A 15,365-nucleotide genomic window follows, 5' to 3' on the forward strand; every position below is an offset into this window, starting at 1 on the left:
CTGACTGCAAGACTGACAAGTCGAGCAGAGACGAAAGTCGGTCATAGTGATCCGGTGGTCCCGCGTGGAAGGGCCATCGCTCAACGGATAAAAGGTACGCCGGGGATAACAGGCTGATGACCCCCAAGAGTCCATATCGACGGGGTTGTTTGGCACCTCGATGTCGACTCATCGCATCCTGGGGCTGGAGCAGGTCCCAAGGGTATGGCTGTTCGCCATTTAAAGCGGTACGTGAGTTGGGTTCAGAACGTCGTGAGACAGTTCGGTCCCTATCTGCCGTGGGTGTAGGAATATTGATAGGATCTGTCCCTAGTACGAGAGGACCGGGATGGACGTATCTCTGGTGGACCTGTTGTCGTGCCAACGGCATAGCAGGGTAGCTATATACGGACGGGATAACCGCTGAAGGCATCTAAGCGGGAAACCCACCTAAAAACGAGTATTCCCTATCAGAGCCGTGGAAGACCACCACGTTGATAGGCCGGGTGTGGAAGTGCGGCAACGCATGTAGCTTACCGGTACTAATAGCTCGATCGACTTGATCACTCCCATTTACAATATCCATCAAGCGTAGCTTGATGATCTATATCGCTCACGCCAGTCTGGCTTCGCCAGACGGCTGCGCGGGCGCGCCGGAAAACCGGCGGCACACAGTCGTGTGCTTTTTATTATCTGCACGAAAGACGGCATGGTGAATGAAGCAGTGAGTGAACATACTCACTTGACTTGCTTATTCCCCTACTGCCCTAATCCAGCTTCTCAATTTGTGTTCTTCGCCGACCTGGTGGTTATGGCGGAGCGGCTGCACCCGATCCCATTCCGAACTCGGCCGTGAAACGCTCCAGCGCCAATGGTACTTCATCTTAAGATGCGGGAGAGTAGGTCGCTGCCAGGTCTGCCAAGCACACAAATCAAACCATCTTCTCTAAAACATACAAAACACTCCAAATACGCGTAAAACGCTAAAAATACCCAACCGGTTATAATATACACACCCTGGCGCGGGGTGGAGCAGCCCGGTAGCTCGTCAGGCTCATAACCTGAAGGCCGCAGGTTCAAATCCTGCCCCCGCAACCATCTCAAATTGCGATACCAAATCGCGCACATCAGCCGCCCCAATCGGGCGGCTTTTTTGCGTCCGTAAGTTCTGATAGTTGCGCCCTCTCGCAACCATCTCAGCTTGGGAACCGGCCAAGTTCTGGCCAATGCCGGTCCCCGCAACCATCTCAACTTGCGATCGGCCCGCCCCTCCGGCGGGCCGTTTGCCTTTGAGTGAAATCCCAAGGATCCCCGCAAGATCACCACGCACATCGATCTTCAGCTCGCCGTCTTCCGGCGTCAGAATGATGTCTTTCACAAGCGACCGGATCACGCTGCAATCGAACGACCTGAAGCAGGCGCTCAGGCCGTATTGCGTCGGCGGTCCTTATGGCCGGCTGCTCGATGCCGAAACCGAGCACCTCGGCAGCGCGCCGGTTCAGGCCTTCGAGATCGAGGGGCTGGTCGGCACCGGCGCCGCTCCGGCCGTCCTGTCCTATCTGTTCCACCGCATCGGCGACCGGCTCGACGGCTCGCCCACCTTGCTCATCATCGATGAGGGCTGGCTGGCGCTCGATGACGAAGCCTTTTCCGGGCAGTTGCGGGAATGGTTGAAAACCCTGCGCAAGAAGAACGCCAGCGTGATCTTCGCCACGCAGTCGCTGTCCGACATCGACAATTCGGCGATCGCCCCCGCGATCATCGAAAGTTGCCCGACGCGCCTGCTTCTTCCGAATGAGCGCGCCGTCGAACCGCAGATCACCGCGATCTATCAGCGATTTGGGTTGAACGCGCGCCAGATCGAGATCCTCGCGCGGGCTACGCCGAAAAAGGACTACTACTGCCAAAGCCGCAGGGGGAACCGCCTGTTCGATCTGGGCCTGTCCGAAGTGGGTCTGGCGCTGACGGCCGCCTCCTCGAAATCCGACCAGTCCGCCATCGCCCGCGTCTTCGCCGAGCACGGAAGGGAGGGCTTCTTTGCCGCCTGGCTGCGCCTGCGCGGCGTCGATTGGGCCGCTGACCTCATTCCCGACCTCGCCAATCTCATCCCCCAGCCCGACAAGGAGGCTCAATCATGAAGACCTACCGTTTCCGCGCGGCCCTGCTTGCCGCATCCATTCTTACCGTTTCAGGCCCGGCCTCGATCGTCCTGGCGCCGCCGGCGTTCGCCGCCTGGATCGTCTACGACCCGACGAATTATTCGCAGAATCTTCTGTCGGCCGCGCGTGCGCTGGAGCAGATCAACAATCAGATCACAAGCCTGCAAAACGAAGCGCAGATGCTGATCAACCAGGCACGCAATCTCGCCAGCCTGCCGTACTCGTCGCTTCAGCAGATTCAGCAATCGGTGAGCCGCACGCAGCAGCTTCTGTCCCAGGCGCAGAACATCGCGTTCGACGTCGGCCAGATCGATCAGGCATTCCAGTCGAAATACGCCAATGTCTCGCTTTCGGCCACCGACGTGCAGCTCGTCGCCGATGCAAAGGAGCGCTGGAAGAACAGCGTCGGCGGCCTTCAGGACGCCATGCGCGTGCAGGCCACCGTCGTCGGCAATATCGACACCAACCGCACCGAGATGTCGCAACTGGTCGGTCAGAGCCAGAGCGCGACCGGCGCGCTTCAGGCCGCGCAGGCAGGCAACCAGCTTCTTGCCCTTCAGTCTCAGCAGCTTTCCGACCTCACCGCATTGCTTGCCGCCAATGGCCGGTCCACCGCGCTCACAGAGGCCGAACGCGCGGCCGCGGCCGAACAGGGGCGCGTGCAGCGCCAGCGCTTCCTGACGCCAAGCTCCGGCTATCAGGCCGGCAGCGCCAAGATGTTCAACTGAGGGCGCGGGCCATGGACGGCAAGATGCTGGCCCGCCTGGGCGCCGTCGTCTTTGTCGCCGTCGCGATCACCGCTACGGCGACCGAGATGATCAGAAAGAGAGAGGCTCCCGCGCCATGGACACGATCCACAGCCGCCGTCGCATCGCCAGCGGATCCCCTCCGGCTCGGCCAGCGCCGGTGCCAGCAGCTTGGGCAGGCTGCCACGAGCGATCCCGAATGCCTGCGCATCTGGTCGGAAACCCGCGACCGCTTCCTTGGCAGGACGTCGGTGCCGGCCGCCCCACAGACCGTCGAAGGGCAGTGAATCATGGGCGGCAGCGGCGTCATCGACAATTTCCTCGGGGTCTTCACATCCTATATCGACAGCGGGTTCGGTCTTCTCGGCGGCGAGGTCGCCTTCATCGCCACCACGCTGATCGTCATCGACGTGACGCTCGCCGCCCTGTTCTGGAGCTGGGGCGCCGACGACGACATCATCGCCCGCCTGGTGAAGAAGACCCTGTTCGTGGGCGCCTTCGCCTATCTGATCTCGAACTGGAACAATCTCGCCCGCATCATCTTCGAGAGCTTTGCCGGCCTCGGCCTCAAAGGGTCGGGCACCGGCTTTTCGACGGCGGACCTCCTTCGCCCCGGACGGGTGGCGCAGGTCGGTCTCGACGCGGCCCGCCCGCTGCTGGAATCCATTTCCGACCTCATGGGCTGGGTCGCATTCTTCGAGAATTTCATTCAGATCGCATGCCTGCTGTTCGCCTGGGCGCTCGTCCTGCTGGCGTTCTTCATTCTGGCCATCCAGCTGTTCGTCACGCTGATCGAATTCAAGCTGACGACCTTGGCCGGGTTCGTCCTCATCCCGTTCGGACTGTTCGGGAAGACGGCCTTCATGGCCGAAAGGGTACTCGGCAATGTCGTCTCTTCCGGCATCAAGGTGCTGGTGCTCGCCGTCATCATTGGCATTGGCTCCACCCTGTTCAGCCAGTTCACTGCCGGCTTCGGCGGCGCCACACCGACGATCGACGATGCCATGGCCGTCGTGCTTGCCGCGCTTTCTCTCCTGGGCCTCGGGATATTCGGTCCCGGCATCGCCAACGGTCTCGTTTCCGGCGGCCCGCAGCTTGGCGCGGGTGCTGCCGTCGGCACCGGCCTTGCGGTTGGTGGCGCAGCACTTGCGGCAGGCGGCGCGGCCGGTCTGGCCTTGCGGGGTGGCGCCGCGGCATTGTCCGGTGGCGCGGCGGCTGTTCGGGGTGGAGCCGCGGCGGCGGGTGCCGCATCGACCGCCTATCATCTCGGATCGATGGGACAGAGCGGCGCTTCGGGCGTGGCGTCCGGTCTCGGCGGTGTCGCTCGCGGTGCAGGCTCCGCCGCCGTCTCGCCACTCAAGCGCGCAGTCGGGCGAGCGGCCGAAAGTGTCAAATCGAATTTTTCCGAAGGTGTGAAAGACGGCTTCAGCGCGACCGGCGGCTCTTCCACGCTTGGCACCGTCGGCGGCGCCGATGCCGCCAATGATGTGGGTCATAAAGATTGCGCCTCCATGGATCGCGCTCGCTCCGGGCTTGACGCTTCTTCTGTTCGTGCTCCGTCAGCCATGAAGCGATAACTGTATGGGGTCTCAAAAGGCGTTCTGGCACCACGAGGGCGGCTTCACTTGCACGGACTTTGTCCGCTTGCTGTTTGACCTCCGGCGGCAGTTCGATGGAAGGCGGCGGCAACGGTGTCGGGCGAATGGTAATGGAATTCACGCTGGTCAATTTTGGCAATGGCGTCTGTTTTGGTGCCTTGCCCACAGCATGTTTCGCCCAATATCCGCGTGGCGGATACGGGATATCCTCTCGATCGCAGATTTTGGCAAGACCATTGCCGCTGATGCCATAGTCCTCGGCCAAGCGCGACATCGGTGTCGTCCACACCGCGCCGTAGAGTTCCTCTCGTGTCATCGTCGTGGGTTGTGTCGGACGTGGCTTTAGCGCGACTTGCACCAGATCTTCAATAGGTGGCGCGAGAACCTGTTGTGTATTCACGGACACGGAAACGGCATCTGGGTGTGTTTCGACATTTTTCAGTTTGCGCTTAACGCTCGGCTTCTCGGTATCCAGCACCAGCGGCTCGACACATCCAGTTGGTGCTGGCGGCAAAGGCGGCTGCTCGACAGGCTTCCCGAACTCCTTTCGCATCCAATGTCCGGACGGTGGCGTTGGAATATCGGCGCGTCGCAGCAAAGCGCTGAGATTGCCTGTCGTGGTCCCGAGTTCGACAACAAGATGTGAAATCGGCTTCGACCAGACGCGGTCATATAGCTCTTGGCGTGTGAAGTGGTGTTCCATTGCAAACTGCATTATCAAGAAAGGATTTAGCGGATATTTGGAACAAAAAAAGAACGAAAGGCAATCCGAGTGGTGCCAAATTCGCCGTCACACGCTGCGCAACTCGAACTTTTTCACCGCCGAACGCCGTCATTTCTACTTCATACGTGAGCTATCTCCATGTTCTTTGCGCCGGCGCAGTTCGGCGGCTACAACTTACTATGTCAACTAGAAGACGGTAGGCCGTTCGCTTTTACTGGATGTTACAACTTTTCGGAGAGCATCAAGGGCAAGGGATGAAGATGAACATTCGCCACTATCGTGACGGTATGTGGCGCGGACGAAGAGCCGCGAGTTCCGGCTCCGCGTATTTTGAAGGTCCACGTTGATTCTCTTGCGGGGATCTATAGTGCCAAGGTGGCGCGAAGATTCCCAGAAGCGGTTTGTTCTAAGGTGTTCTGGGCGGGTTGATGCAGAAGTGTTTTCATGCGGTCAAACAGAAATTTGACAGTTTCATCGGCGTCGAAAAAGGGGAGAAGAGCACACCAGGGCTGTTTTACCTGTTTCTTTTTGCCGTTGGGCTCACCATCCTTATATTTGGTATCGCTATCATATGGAGCAAAAGCGTCAGCCAGATGGGGCCGTTCGGCGACTTCATCGGCGGCACTCTTAACCCGCTGCTGACCTTCCTCACGTTTATGGGTCTCTTGGTCACCATCGTTCTCCAGCAGACGGAATTGAAAGACACGCGAGTTGAGCTGGAGCGGTCGGCAACCGCCTTGGAAAACCAGCTTCAAGCGACCGACCGGCAGAACTTCGAGTCCACGTTTTTTCAGATGCTCACGCTACACAATACCATCGTTAACTCGATCGACCTCTACTACAGCGGCCGCGTGGCGAGCGGCGACGTTGATAAGGGCTCGCGCGAAACGAAAGGGCGCGACTGCTTCAGCCAGTTTTTCGACAACTTCAAGGATAAATACGAGGAAGCCAGGGGCCATCCAGATCGCGAACGTCTGCAGATCGCCTACGATGCATTCTGGAAGTACCGACAGCAGGATCTCGCCCACTACTACCGCTACCTCTACAATGTCCTGAGGTTCGTGCATGAGGCGAAAGGGATCAAGGACAGAGGGCCGTACGTAAAGCTGCTGAGGGCACAACTGTCAGACTACGAACTGGTGATGCTGTTTTATACGGCCCTGAACAAACACGGCATCAACTATTGGCTCTACATTCATGAGTACCAGCTCTTCGACAATCTGCCGGAAGGGATGCTTATCGACCCAAACCACGCGGCATACTATTCCGACCGCTCTTTCGGTGAACCAAAGCGACAGCCGCCCACTGACTGGCCACCTGCAATACTGGCTCTCCACTATGACGCCGCACAAGAAAAGAAGAAGCAGAGGCTAGTAGCAGGCCTTCCGGAGATCGAGGAGCCAACCCTTGAAGATATCTTGAACGCAGAGTGATTGATGGGAATTAGGATGCCATCGCTACGCAGCGCTGCGAAAAAGTCCGATGCGGCTCTCGGCAACTAGAAGCCTGAGTAAGCAGTTCGGGGTTCTCGGAGATCGCAAGTTAAGATGAAATCCTGCCCCCGCAACCAAACAGTCAAACAACCATTCCATAAAGCCCGCTAACAAAGCGGGCTTTCGGCGTTTAAGGGGCTTAGCCCACGAGAAAGGGAACTGCGTTGAAGGAAGTATGTTCTCTGGAAACCCAACGACCTAGCAGATCGTCGAAACCTCAGCGATCAGCCAGTCGCGAAAGAGCTGCAAGGCTGTGTTCGAGACAATGCTCTCGTGGCTGCAGATAAACTTGTAGGATTCCTTGGGCTGGAAGTATTTCTCTGACACGACCCCAAGGCCGCCGCGCTGCACATCGCTCTCGAGAAGCGACCGATGAGAAAACCCGATACCCTGCCCAGAACGCGCAGCCGCCAGAAGTGTGTGCTGGTCGTCGAAAAATAGATTCGAATTCGCGGCTATATCTCCAATGCCGTGATACGCAATCCATCGCTTCCAATCGCTCATGTCGCGATAGTGCAGGCGAGGGATATCCGGGTTGCTGAGTAAGTCTTCGGTGTTTGCCAAGCCGTCGAGGAGAGAAGGACTGCAAACTGGTACAAGCTTTTCGGTCAGCAGATCGATGCTGTAGGAACCGGCAGGTGCATGCAGACAATATTTGATCTGCGCATCTTCTCTGTCCTGCGCGATGGAATCGATATCGAGATTGTTAAGATGAAGCTGGATGCCGGGGTTCTGTTTCAGGAACCCGGCTATTCGGCTGGCGATTACTTCCATTGAGAAGAAAGGTCCAGCCCGCACGCGGAGAATTTGTGCTCGATTGTCCTGGCCAATCAGGGTGGTTACTGCGCCAATTTCATCGAAGGCGCGGCTGCAGACTTCGGTCAACAGAGCACCTTCTGCGGTAACGGTCACACCGCGCGGCCCTCGAATAAGCAATTGGCAGCCCAAAGCCTGTTCCAAAAGCTTGATCTGATGGCTGACAGCGCCCTGACTGACCGCAAGCTCTTCCGCCGCTGCAGTGAAGCTTTGGCAATGCGAAACAGCTTCGAAAGCCCGCAAGGCTTTCAAGCTCGGCAGTCTTCTGCGGGTCGGCCTTGAACTCATGATCCTATGAATTTTTCTAATAGAATTGAATAGATCTTTTGCATTGATCGACCGCTGGCACAAGCATAATCGTCAATCAATAAAAGTTGCCCAAGGGAGCATTCCCACCGGTTCACGATCCCGAAGACATGGATTGTCGGTGATCTGCGATGCCAGCAAAGGGCCAATAACAGGAGATCGGAACATGCATAAGCAATTCAAAATGGGAATGATTGCAGCGGCCATTGCCGTGCTCGGTGCTTTCCCGACCCATGCCGAGGAAATTCGCATGGGCGCTGAAGGCGCTTATGCGCCGTTTAATTTTCTTGATCCCAACGGCAAGCTGAAAGGCTTCGATATCGATGTTGGCGATGCGATCTGCGAAAAGCTGAAAGCGGATTGCGTCTGGAGCGCCAATGAATGGAGCGGGATCATTCCTGCACTTCAGGCGAAGAAATTCGATGTCATGGCGTCGTCGATGGCGATCACTGAATCGCGCATGCAGCAGGTCAATTTCTCCAATCCTTATTACTACAACACCATGCGGTTTGTGGCGTTGAAGGAACTTGGCCTTAAGGACGTGACACCGGAAAGCGCCAAGGGCAAGGTCATCGGCACCCAGACCGGCTCTATCGCAGTCGATGTATTGCAGCGCTTTTTCCCGGATAATGAGGTGAAGCTCTATCCGACGCTGGAAGAAGCCTTCCTCGATATTGAGAACGGTCGCGTGGACCTCGTGCTCGAATCCAAATTCGCGCTCAGCGACTGGATTTCGAAGGGTGCGAGCTGCTGCGAGTTCGTCGGCAACGAGTTTCTGCTGGATGGCACACTGGGTGCTGGCATGGCCTTCCGCAAGGATGACGAAGAGCTGCGCGCGCGTGTCAACAAGGCGCTTGCCGAGATCATCGCGGACGGCACCTATGACAAGATCCGCGCGAAGTATTTCGACTTCGACATTAGAGAGAAGCCGAAATTCGCCAGCGAGATTTTCGGAAAGTAATTCGTTCCGACAGGACGCCTGATTTGAAGCACCACATCAGATCAGGTGTCCGCCTTGCCTGACGGCAAAGCTTTTACAGTTCGATCCGGCTTCAGCAGTTTCATTCTCGACCAATCCAGACTGGTCTTCGCCGACAAAAGAAAGGTCGACCCGTGTCCTATCGCGTTGCGATCATCGAACTCATCAATGAAAGTAATACCTTCACGCACAATCGCACAAGCATCAGCGATTTCAGGGCGTCGCATTATTTCAAGGGCGATGAGATTCCGGCCAATTTCCGTGGCACGGGTTCGGAAGTCGGCGGCGCGATAAGGGTCGCAGATGAGAAGGGATGGACGCCGGTCTATATCACTGCTGCCCATGCGGAACCGAATGGCGCGGTGCTGGAAAGCGCGCGTGTGGAGATCACCAGTGAATGCTTGCGGCGACTGAAGGAGTCCGGACCGTTCGACGGAATCTTCGTCGCCCTGCATGGTGCGATGGTGACGGAAACGGATCAGGACGGCGATAGCCAGTTCCTGCGCGAAATCCGCTCGGTGGTTGGGTTTGATGTGCCGATTGCCATCACGCTCGATCTGCACGCGAATATTTTCGATGAACTGGCCGATCTGGCGCAGATTGCCGTTTCATTCAGGACCTATCCTCATATCGACATGAACGAGGTTGGGGTCGAGGCCTGCACGTTGCTGGACCGGGCGATGAAGGGTGAGATTGAACCCGTTCTCGCCATCTCGCGTCCGCCGATGCTGCTTGGCTGCGATGATGGCCGCACAACGGATAATGGCCCGATGTGCCGCCTTCTTGAAAGCGCGGCCCGTGAGATGCAACGGCCCGGTATCCTCAATGTCGCGATCAATGCCGGTTTCACCGATGCCGATGTTTGGGCGGCAGGACCGAGTGTCGTCGTGACCTTCGATGCGAAAAGCGTCGAGCGGCAAACTGCCAGCGATGTGGCGGAAAAGATCTGCGACGAAATATGGGCTTATAAGGATCAATGGTCGCAGCCTCTGCCTCTTGATGAGTGCATCGAGCAGTTGAAAGAGGCGCGCGGCGCCGAGGGCACGATTGTCGTTGCCGATTTCTCGGATAATCCTGGCTCGGGCGCCTATAGCGATTGCACCGCGCTGATTGCGGCGATGCTGGAAGCCGGCGTGACCAATGCCGCCGCCGGCGCATTGCTCGACCCGGAAGCCGTGGCCGAGATTGCAGCCAAGGCAATTGGCGAGACCATCACGGTGACGATTGGCGGCAAGTCCGACCCAACGGTCGGCGGCGGCCCGCTGACGGTGACGGGGCGTGTCATGGCGATCAGTGAGGGCAGCTTTGTCTTTGAAGGCCCGATGTTTACGGGTCTGCCCGGAACGACCGGAAAATCCGTGTGCCTGCGCGTGGACGGGATCGATATCATGATCGTCTCCGAACGGATGCAGATGCTCGATCAGAACATATTCCGGATTGTCGGGATCGAGCCGAAAGAAAAGGCAATTGTTGCCGTCAAATCGATGCAGCATTTCAAAGGGGCTTTCGGCCCGATTGCAACGCAGATCATCGTCACCGATGCAGGCGGCCTGAGTTCGCCGGACCTGTCGAGACGCACTTATTCCCGGTTGCGACGTCCGGTTTTCCCGCTGGATGCTTTGCCAGACCGGCAACAGTAAGTGCGCTGATAAATCTATTAGAATTTTGACAAAACACGAGGAATTTGACACGGTCGAGGGAGCAACAAGGAAGGCGTTTTACCACCGCGCAGTTCCCAGATTGATGATCATTTGTACCCAGGGATGGAATACCCGATGCAGGCAGCGCCAATTTTCGCCGGATTAAAGATCGAGGCGGCTGAAATACGAGTCATACGGTTGCCGCTGCTTGTACCTTTCGTGATCTCCACCGGCACAATGACCGAGAAGATCGTACCGATCCTCACCCTGAAAGCGGAAGGCCTTGAAGGCTATGCCGAAGGCGTGATGGACCCCTTGCCGGATTATCTGGAAGAAACCATCTCCGGCTCGCTCTCCTTCCTGCGCGATGTGCTGCTGCCGCAGATCGTCGGAAAGCATTTCAATGGCCCGGCCGATCTGGCCACCATTCTCGATCCGTGGCGTGGACACAGAATGAGCAAGGCCATGGTTGAAATGGCCGTGTGGGACCTGTGGGCGAAAGCGCTGAACCTGCCATTGAGCGTTGCGCTTGGCGGCGTTCGCGATGCAATCGACGTTGGCGTCAGCCTTGGCATTGCCGATATTCCAACAACGATTGATCGCGTCGCGGCCTCGCTCGACGCGGGTTACAAGCGCGTGAAGCTGAAGATCAAGCGCGGCCATGATCTTGCGATGTTGCAAGCCGTGCGCGACCGCTTCCCGGAAGCCAAGCTGACCGTCGATGCCAACACGGATTACCGCCTGTCCGACCTGCCGCTTCTCAAAGCCATGGATGCTTTTGCACTCGATTATATCGAGCAGCCGCTGGCATTCGACGATATTACCGATCATGTGCATGTGCAGGAAAAACTGCTGACGGCCATTTGTCTGGACGAAAGCATTCGCTCTTCGGTGGATGCGCGCAAGGCGCTCGTTGCGCGCGCTTGCCGCGTCATCAACATCAAGGTCGGGCGTGTCGGCGGCCATAGCGCTTCGCGGGCCATTCATGATGTCTGCGCCGCTTTTGATGTGCCTGTATGGTGCGGCGGCATGCTGGAGGCAGGCATCGGGCGGGCGCATAATATTCACCTGTCGACGCTGGCAAACTTCACCAAGCCGGGGGATACGTCATCCGCCAGCCGCTATTTCCCGCGTGACATCGTCAACGAACCGCTTGAAGCCGAAAACGGTCGCATGGCCGTTCCGAAAAACGGCCCGGGTATCGGTGTGACCCTCGACCGCGCCTTCCTCGAAACGGTGACGAACCATCGCGAGGAATTTGCCGCATGAGCGAGATCATCATTCGTGAACTCGCCTCTCTCGCCGAGATGAAGGATTCGGAAAATGTGCAGCGGCTTGTCTGGGGCGACGACGATCCTGTCGATGCTTCCGACTTGCTCCTCGCCATCCAGCATGAAGGCGGCCTTGTCGCCGGTGCTTTCGAGGGCGAGAAGATGATGGGTTTCATCTTCGGTTTCCCGACAGCAACGCCGGGTATTCAGCATTCGCATCGTCTGGCGGTTCTACCGGAAGCGCGAGGCCTGAAGCTTGGTGCGCGCATGAAATGGTTTCAGCGCGACTGGTGCCTTGCTAGAGGCGTGACGCTTGTACGCTGGACCTACGATCCCATTCGGGCGGTCAATGCCGGTTTAAATATCGCAAGCCTTGGCGCCACATCCTCCACCTATCATAACGATTACTATGGTCCGATGGTCGGCATCAATGCGGGGCTTCCATCGGATCGCATCGTGGCCGACTGGCAGTTGGACGATCCACGTGTTGAAGCGCGCGCTCAAGGGCAGAAGCTTGAGTTTCCCGCCGATATTCGCCGTGTGGAATTTCCCGGCGATATTGATCGGCTGCTTGCGACAAACCCTGCGGCGGCCATGACGGCGCGGCTATCACTGCGCGAGACGCTGCTTGCCGCTTTTGCCGAGGGGCAGCGCATTGTCGGGTTCGATCCCAAAACACCGGCCTATCTGCTACGCTGAGGCCAGACTACGCCACCGCAAAATGCTTTTCAGAGTCTCAAAGCCCGCATCCGACCATCGGTTGCGGGCTGACTTTTTTTGCCAGAGCGCTAGTTACTTTCACGACGTGTCTGACTGCCGATGCTAACACTGATTATTGAAAGGCAGATCAAATTCTCGCGTGTATGGTGTGTCCTCGACAGGGTGCAGACTGCGAAAGGAAAAGCGAATTGGCTCAGCATCGCGTAGTGATTGTCGGCGGCGGTTTTGCGGGTTTGCAACTGGCGAAAGATCTGCAAAGCCCGGATACATCGATCACAATCATCGATCGCAGAAATCATCATCTCTTTCAGCCATTGTTGTATCAGGTTGCTACGACCGTGCTTGCAACGTCGGAAATTGCCTGGCCAATCCGCTCCGTTTTTCGCAATCGCGAAGAGGTTTCCACCTTGCTCGCCGAAGTAACCGGCGTGGATAAGCAGGCGCGCAAGGTCCATCTCAGGGATGGGCCGAGCATCGATTATGACACGCTTGTTCTGGCGACGGGTGCGCGACACGCCTATTTCGGACGCGACGAGTGGGAGCCCTATGCGCCGGGCCTGAAGGCGCTGGAAGATGCAACGACAATTCGCCGTCGTCTCCTGCTGGCTTTCGAACAGGCCGAGCTGGAAACTGATCCCGAGGTTCGCAAAGCGCTGCTGACATTCAGCATCATTGGCGCAGGGCCGACCGGCGTGGAGCTGGCGGGGATCATTGCGGAACTGGCTCACCGCACTCTGGTCAAGGAATTCCGCAATATCGATACGTCCACAGCACGCATCATCCTCATAGAAGCGGGTCCGCGCATCCTGCCGGTTTTCCCGCCGTCGCTTTCGGACTATGCGGAGAAATCGCTGACGAAAATGGGCGTTGAGGTCAAAACAGGAACTCCCGTCACGGCCTGCGACGCCAAGGGCATCTCGATTGGCGACGAACAGGTCGCCAGCCGCACTGTTATCTGGGCCGCAGGTGTTCAGGCATCGAAAGCCGCCGAATGGGTGGGCGCGGAACAGGATCGCGCGGGCCGCGCGGTGGTGGAGCCTGACCTGACGGTGAAGGATCATCCCGAAATTTTCATCGTCGGGGATACGGCTCTGGTCAAAACCGCTGATGGCAAGCCGGTGCCGGGCATTGCGCCTGCCGCCAAGCAGCAGGGCAAATATGTGGCGAAGGTGATCAATGCACGCTTTGCCAATCGTGCGGCACCGGGCCCGTTCCGTTACAAGCATCTCGGCAACCTTGCCACTATTGGCCCAAGCGCGGCTGTTATCGATTTCGGATCATTGCGTTTGAAGGGCTGGATCGCCTGGTGGATATGGGGGCTTGCCCATATCTATTTTCTCATTGGCACGCGCAGCCGTCTGGCGGTGGCGCTCAGCTGGCTCTGGGTCTTCATTTCGGGGCAGCATTCGGCGCGCCTCATTACGCAGAAAGAAACGCTCAAAGATGAAGTGTGAACTGGTCGCCAACAGCATGTTCGCGCCTACGTGATAGTGATTTTGTTTCGCGGGACACATGGTAGTGTGCGCCATTCTTAGAGCGCGGTTTGATCTGATTGAATCAGATCGGCGCTCTAATTTTTCTTTTTCAACGCGCATCTTCTCCGAAAACCGTTTCACACTTTTCGGGATGCGCTCTAACGAGGAGATATGAGAATGCGCTTGATGATGGGAATGCTGCTGGCGGGTGTCAGCATTTTGGGTGGGGCAAGTTTCGCGCAGGCCGAGGAAAGCGTCGAAGTCCTGCATTACTGGACTTCGGGCGGCGAAGCCGCCGCGCTTAATCTCCTGAAGGAAAACCTTCAGAAACAGGGTATTGGCTGGGTCGATATGCCGGTTGCCGGTGGCGCGGGTGAAGCTGCGATGACGACCTTGCGCGCTCGCGTGACGGCAGGCAATCCGCCAGCCGCCGTGCAGATGCAGGGTTTCGATATTCTGGATTGGGCACAGCAGGGCGTGCTCGGCAATCTGGATGAAGTTGCCGACAAGGAAGGCTGGGACAAGGTGATCCCGCCCGCAATCCAGCACTTCTCGAAGTATGACGGCCACTGGATCGCTGCACCGGTCAATGTGCACTCCACCAATTGGGCCTGGTACAACAAGGCCGCGCTCGACAAGGCTGGCGGAAAAGTGCCACAGAACTGGGATGAGCTTGTCGCTCTGCTCGACAAGTTCAAGGCGCAGGGGATCACGCCGATTGCCCATGGCGGCCAGCCCTGGCAGGAAGCGCTTATCTTCACCAGTGTCGTGATGTCGTTCGGGCCGGATTTTTACAAAAAGGCGCTGATCGATCTCGATCCTGAAGCCCTGAAGAGCGATACCATGAAGCAAGTCTTCGAGCGGATGGCGAAGCTGCGCACCTATGTGGACGACAATTTCTCGGGACGCGACTGGAATCTTGCCTCTGCCATGGTCATCGATGACAAGGCGGGCGTGCAGTTCATGGGCGACTGGGCCAAGGGCGAATTTACCAAGGCTGGAAAGAAGCCCGGTGCGGATTTCGTTTGCGGTCGTTTCCCGGGAACGGACGGTTCCGTGGCTTTCAATGCCGATCAGTTTGCCGTCTTTGAAGTGGGTGAGGACAAGCGCAAGGCGCAGCTTGCGCTCGCGACCGCTGTGGAAGACGTCAATTTCCAGTCGGCCTTCAATGTGGTGAAAGGCTCGGCACCGGCGCGTACCGATGTGCCGACCACGGCATTCGACGAATGCGGACAGAAAGCGATCAAGGATCTGGCTGCTGCCGACAAGAGCGGATCGCTGCTCGGCTCCTTCTCGCAGTCGCACGCACAGCCGACCGCGATCAAGAACGCGATGTTCGACGTCATCACTCGCCAGTTCAACGGTCAGCTGACGGCGGATCAGGCGGTGGAAGAGCTGAGCGCTGCCATCGACGTGGCGAAGTAAATAAAAAGGCCTCCCCCGAACATTCAGGGGAGGC

At 57.7% G+C, this 15,365-nt stretch carries 11 protein-coding genes, 1 tRNA gene, 2 rRNA genes and 1 pseudogene (1 of these 15 only partly in view); 14 read left to right on the forward strand and 1 reads right to left on the reverse strand.

Features of this window, described 5'->3' with window-relative positions:
* From ACTJKP_RS16955 to ACTJKP_RS16990, 8 genes and pseudogenes are all read left to right on the forward strand, one after another.
* A 23S ribosomal RNA gene (locus tag ACTJKP_RS16955) occupies window positions 1-546 on the forward strand (it extends 2,267 nt beyond the left edge of the window).
* Window positions 547-780: 234 nt separating this feature from the next.
* Window positions 781-895, forward strand: a 5S ribosomal RNA gene (gene rrf / locus ACTJKP_RS16960).
* 105 nt (window positions 896-1,000) lie between these two features.
* Window positions 1,001-1,077, forward strand: a tRNA-Met gene (locus ACTJKP_RS16965).
* A gap of 293 nt (window positions 1,078-1,370) precedes the next feature.
* Window positions 1,371-2,117: pseudogene (locus ACTJKP_RS16970) on the forward strand (TraG/VirB4 family ATPase); the annotation flags it as partial.
* Window positions 2,114-2,866 (forward strand): P-type conjugative transfer protein TrbJ, encoded by a 753-nt coding sequence (gene trbJ / locus ACTJKP_RS16975; protein WP_440631502.1) that lies wholly within the window; start codon window positions 2,114-2,116, stop codon window positions 2,864-2,866. The pseudogene ACTJKP_RS16970 and the gene trbJ, both read left to right, overlap by 4 nt.
* Window positions 2,867-2,877: 11 nt before the next feature.
* The gene (trbK-alt, locus tag ACTJKP_RS16980) at window positions 2,878-3,171 is read left to right on the forward strand and encodes a putative entry exclusion protein TrbK-alt (protein WP_440631503.1); all 294 of its coding nucleotides are present in this window, start codon (window positions 2,878-2,880) and stop codon (window positions 3,169-3,171) included.
* Window positions 3,172-3,174: 3 nt separating this feature from the next.
* Window positions 3,175-4,461, forward strand: a complete 1,287-nt coding sequence (gene trbL, locus ACTJKP_RS16985) for a P-type conjugative transfer protein TrbL (RefSeq protein ID WP_440631504.1) — start codon at window positions 3,175-3,177, stop codon at window positions 4,459-4,461.
* Between the two features lie 1,173 nt (window positions 4,462-5,634).
* On the forward strand, window positions 5,635-6,639 hold the full coding sequence (locus tag ACTJKP_RS16990) for a putative phage abortive infection protein (RefSeq protein ID WP_440631505.1): 1,005 nt from the start codon (window positions 5,635-5,637) through the stop codon (window positions 6,637-6,639).
* A gap of 258 nt (window positions 6,640-6,897) precedes the next feature.
* Here the strand turns inward: ACTJKP_RS16990 and ACTJKP_RS16995 are convergent, their stop codons facing one another.
* Entirely contained in the window at window positions 6,898-7,767 is an 870-nt protein-coding gene (locus ACTJKP_RS16995; protein ID WP_440631506.1) for a LysR family transcriptional regulator, read from the reverse strand.
* 220 nt (window positions 7,768-7,987) lie between these two features.
* Here ACTJKP_RS16995 and ACTJKP_RS17000 point away from each other — a divergent pair, with 220 nt between their 5' ends.
* From ACTJKP_RS17000 to ACTJKP_RS17025, 6 genes are all read left to right on the forward strand, one after another.
* On the forward strand, window positions 7,988-8,782 hold the full coding sequence (locus ACTJKP_RS17000; RefSeq protein ID WP_440631507.1) for an ABC transporter substrate-binding protein: 795 nt from the start codon (window positions 7,988-7,990) through the stop codon (window positions 8,780-8,782).
* Between the two features lie 152 nt (window positions 8,783-8,934).
* On the forward strand, window positions 8,935-10,440 hold the full coding sequence (locus ACTJKP_RS17005; RefSeq protein ID WP_440631508.1) for a M81 family metallopeptidase: 1,506 nt from the start codon (window positions 8,935-8,937) through the stop codon (window positions 10,438-10,440).
* A 135-nt stretch (window positions 10,441-10,575) separates the two neighbouring features.
* The gene (gene menC / locus ACTJKP_RS17010) at window positions 10,576-11,709 is read left to right on the forward strand and encodes an o-succinylbenzoate synthase (protein ID WP_440631509.1); all 1,134 of its coding nucleotides are present in this window, start codon (window positions 10,576-10,578) and stop codon (window positions 11,707-11,709) included.
* Entirely contained in the window at window positions 11,706-12,410 is a 705-nt protein-coding gene (locus ACTJKP_RS17015) for a GNAT family N-acetyltransferase (protein ID WP_440631510.1), read from the forward strand. Before menC ends, ACTJKP_RS17015 begins: the two co-directional genes overlap by 4 nt.
* 209 nt (window positions 12,411-12,619) lie before the next feature.
* On the forward strand, window positions 12,620-13,885 hold the full coding sequence (locus tag ACTJKP_RS17020) for an NAD(P)/FAD-dependent oxidoreductase (RefSeq protein WP_440631511.1): 1,266 nt from the start codon (window positions 12,620-12,622) through the stop codon (window positions 13,883-13,885).
* Between the two features lie 198 nt (window positions 13,886-14,083).
* Complete coding sequence (locus tag ACTJKP_RS17025; protein WP_440631512.1) at window positions 14,084-15,331, forward strand: ABC transporter substrate-binding protein; 1,248 nt, start codon at window positions 14,084-14,086, stop codon at window positions 15,329-15,331.
* The last annotated feature ends 34 nt before the right edge of the window (window positions 15,332-15,365 follow it).

This window comes from Brucella sp. 22210 (assembly GCF_052045675.1).
In the GTDB taxonomy this organism is placed as follows: domain Bacteria; phylum Pseudomonadota; class Alphaproteobacteria; order Rhizobiales; family Rhizobiaceae; genus Brucella.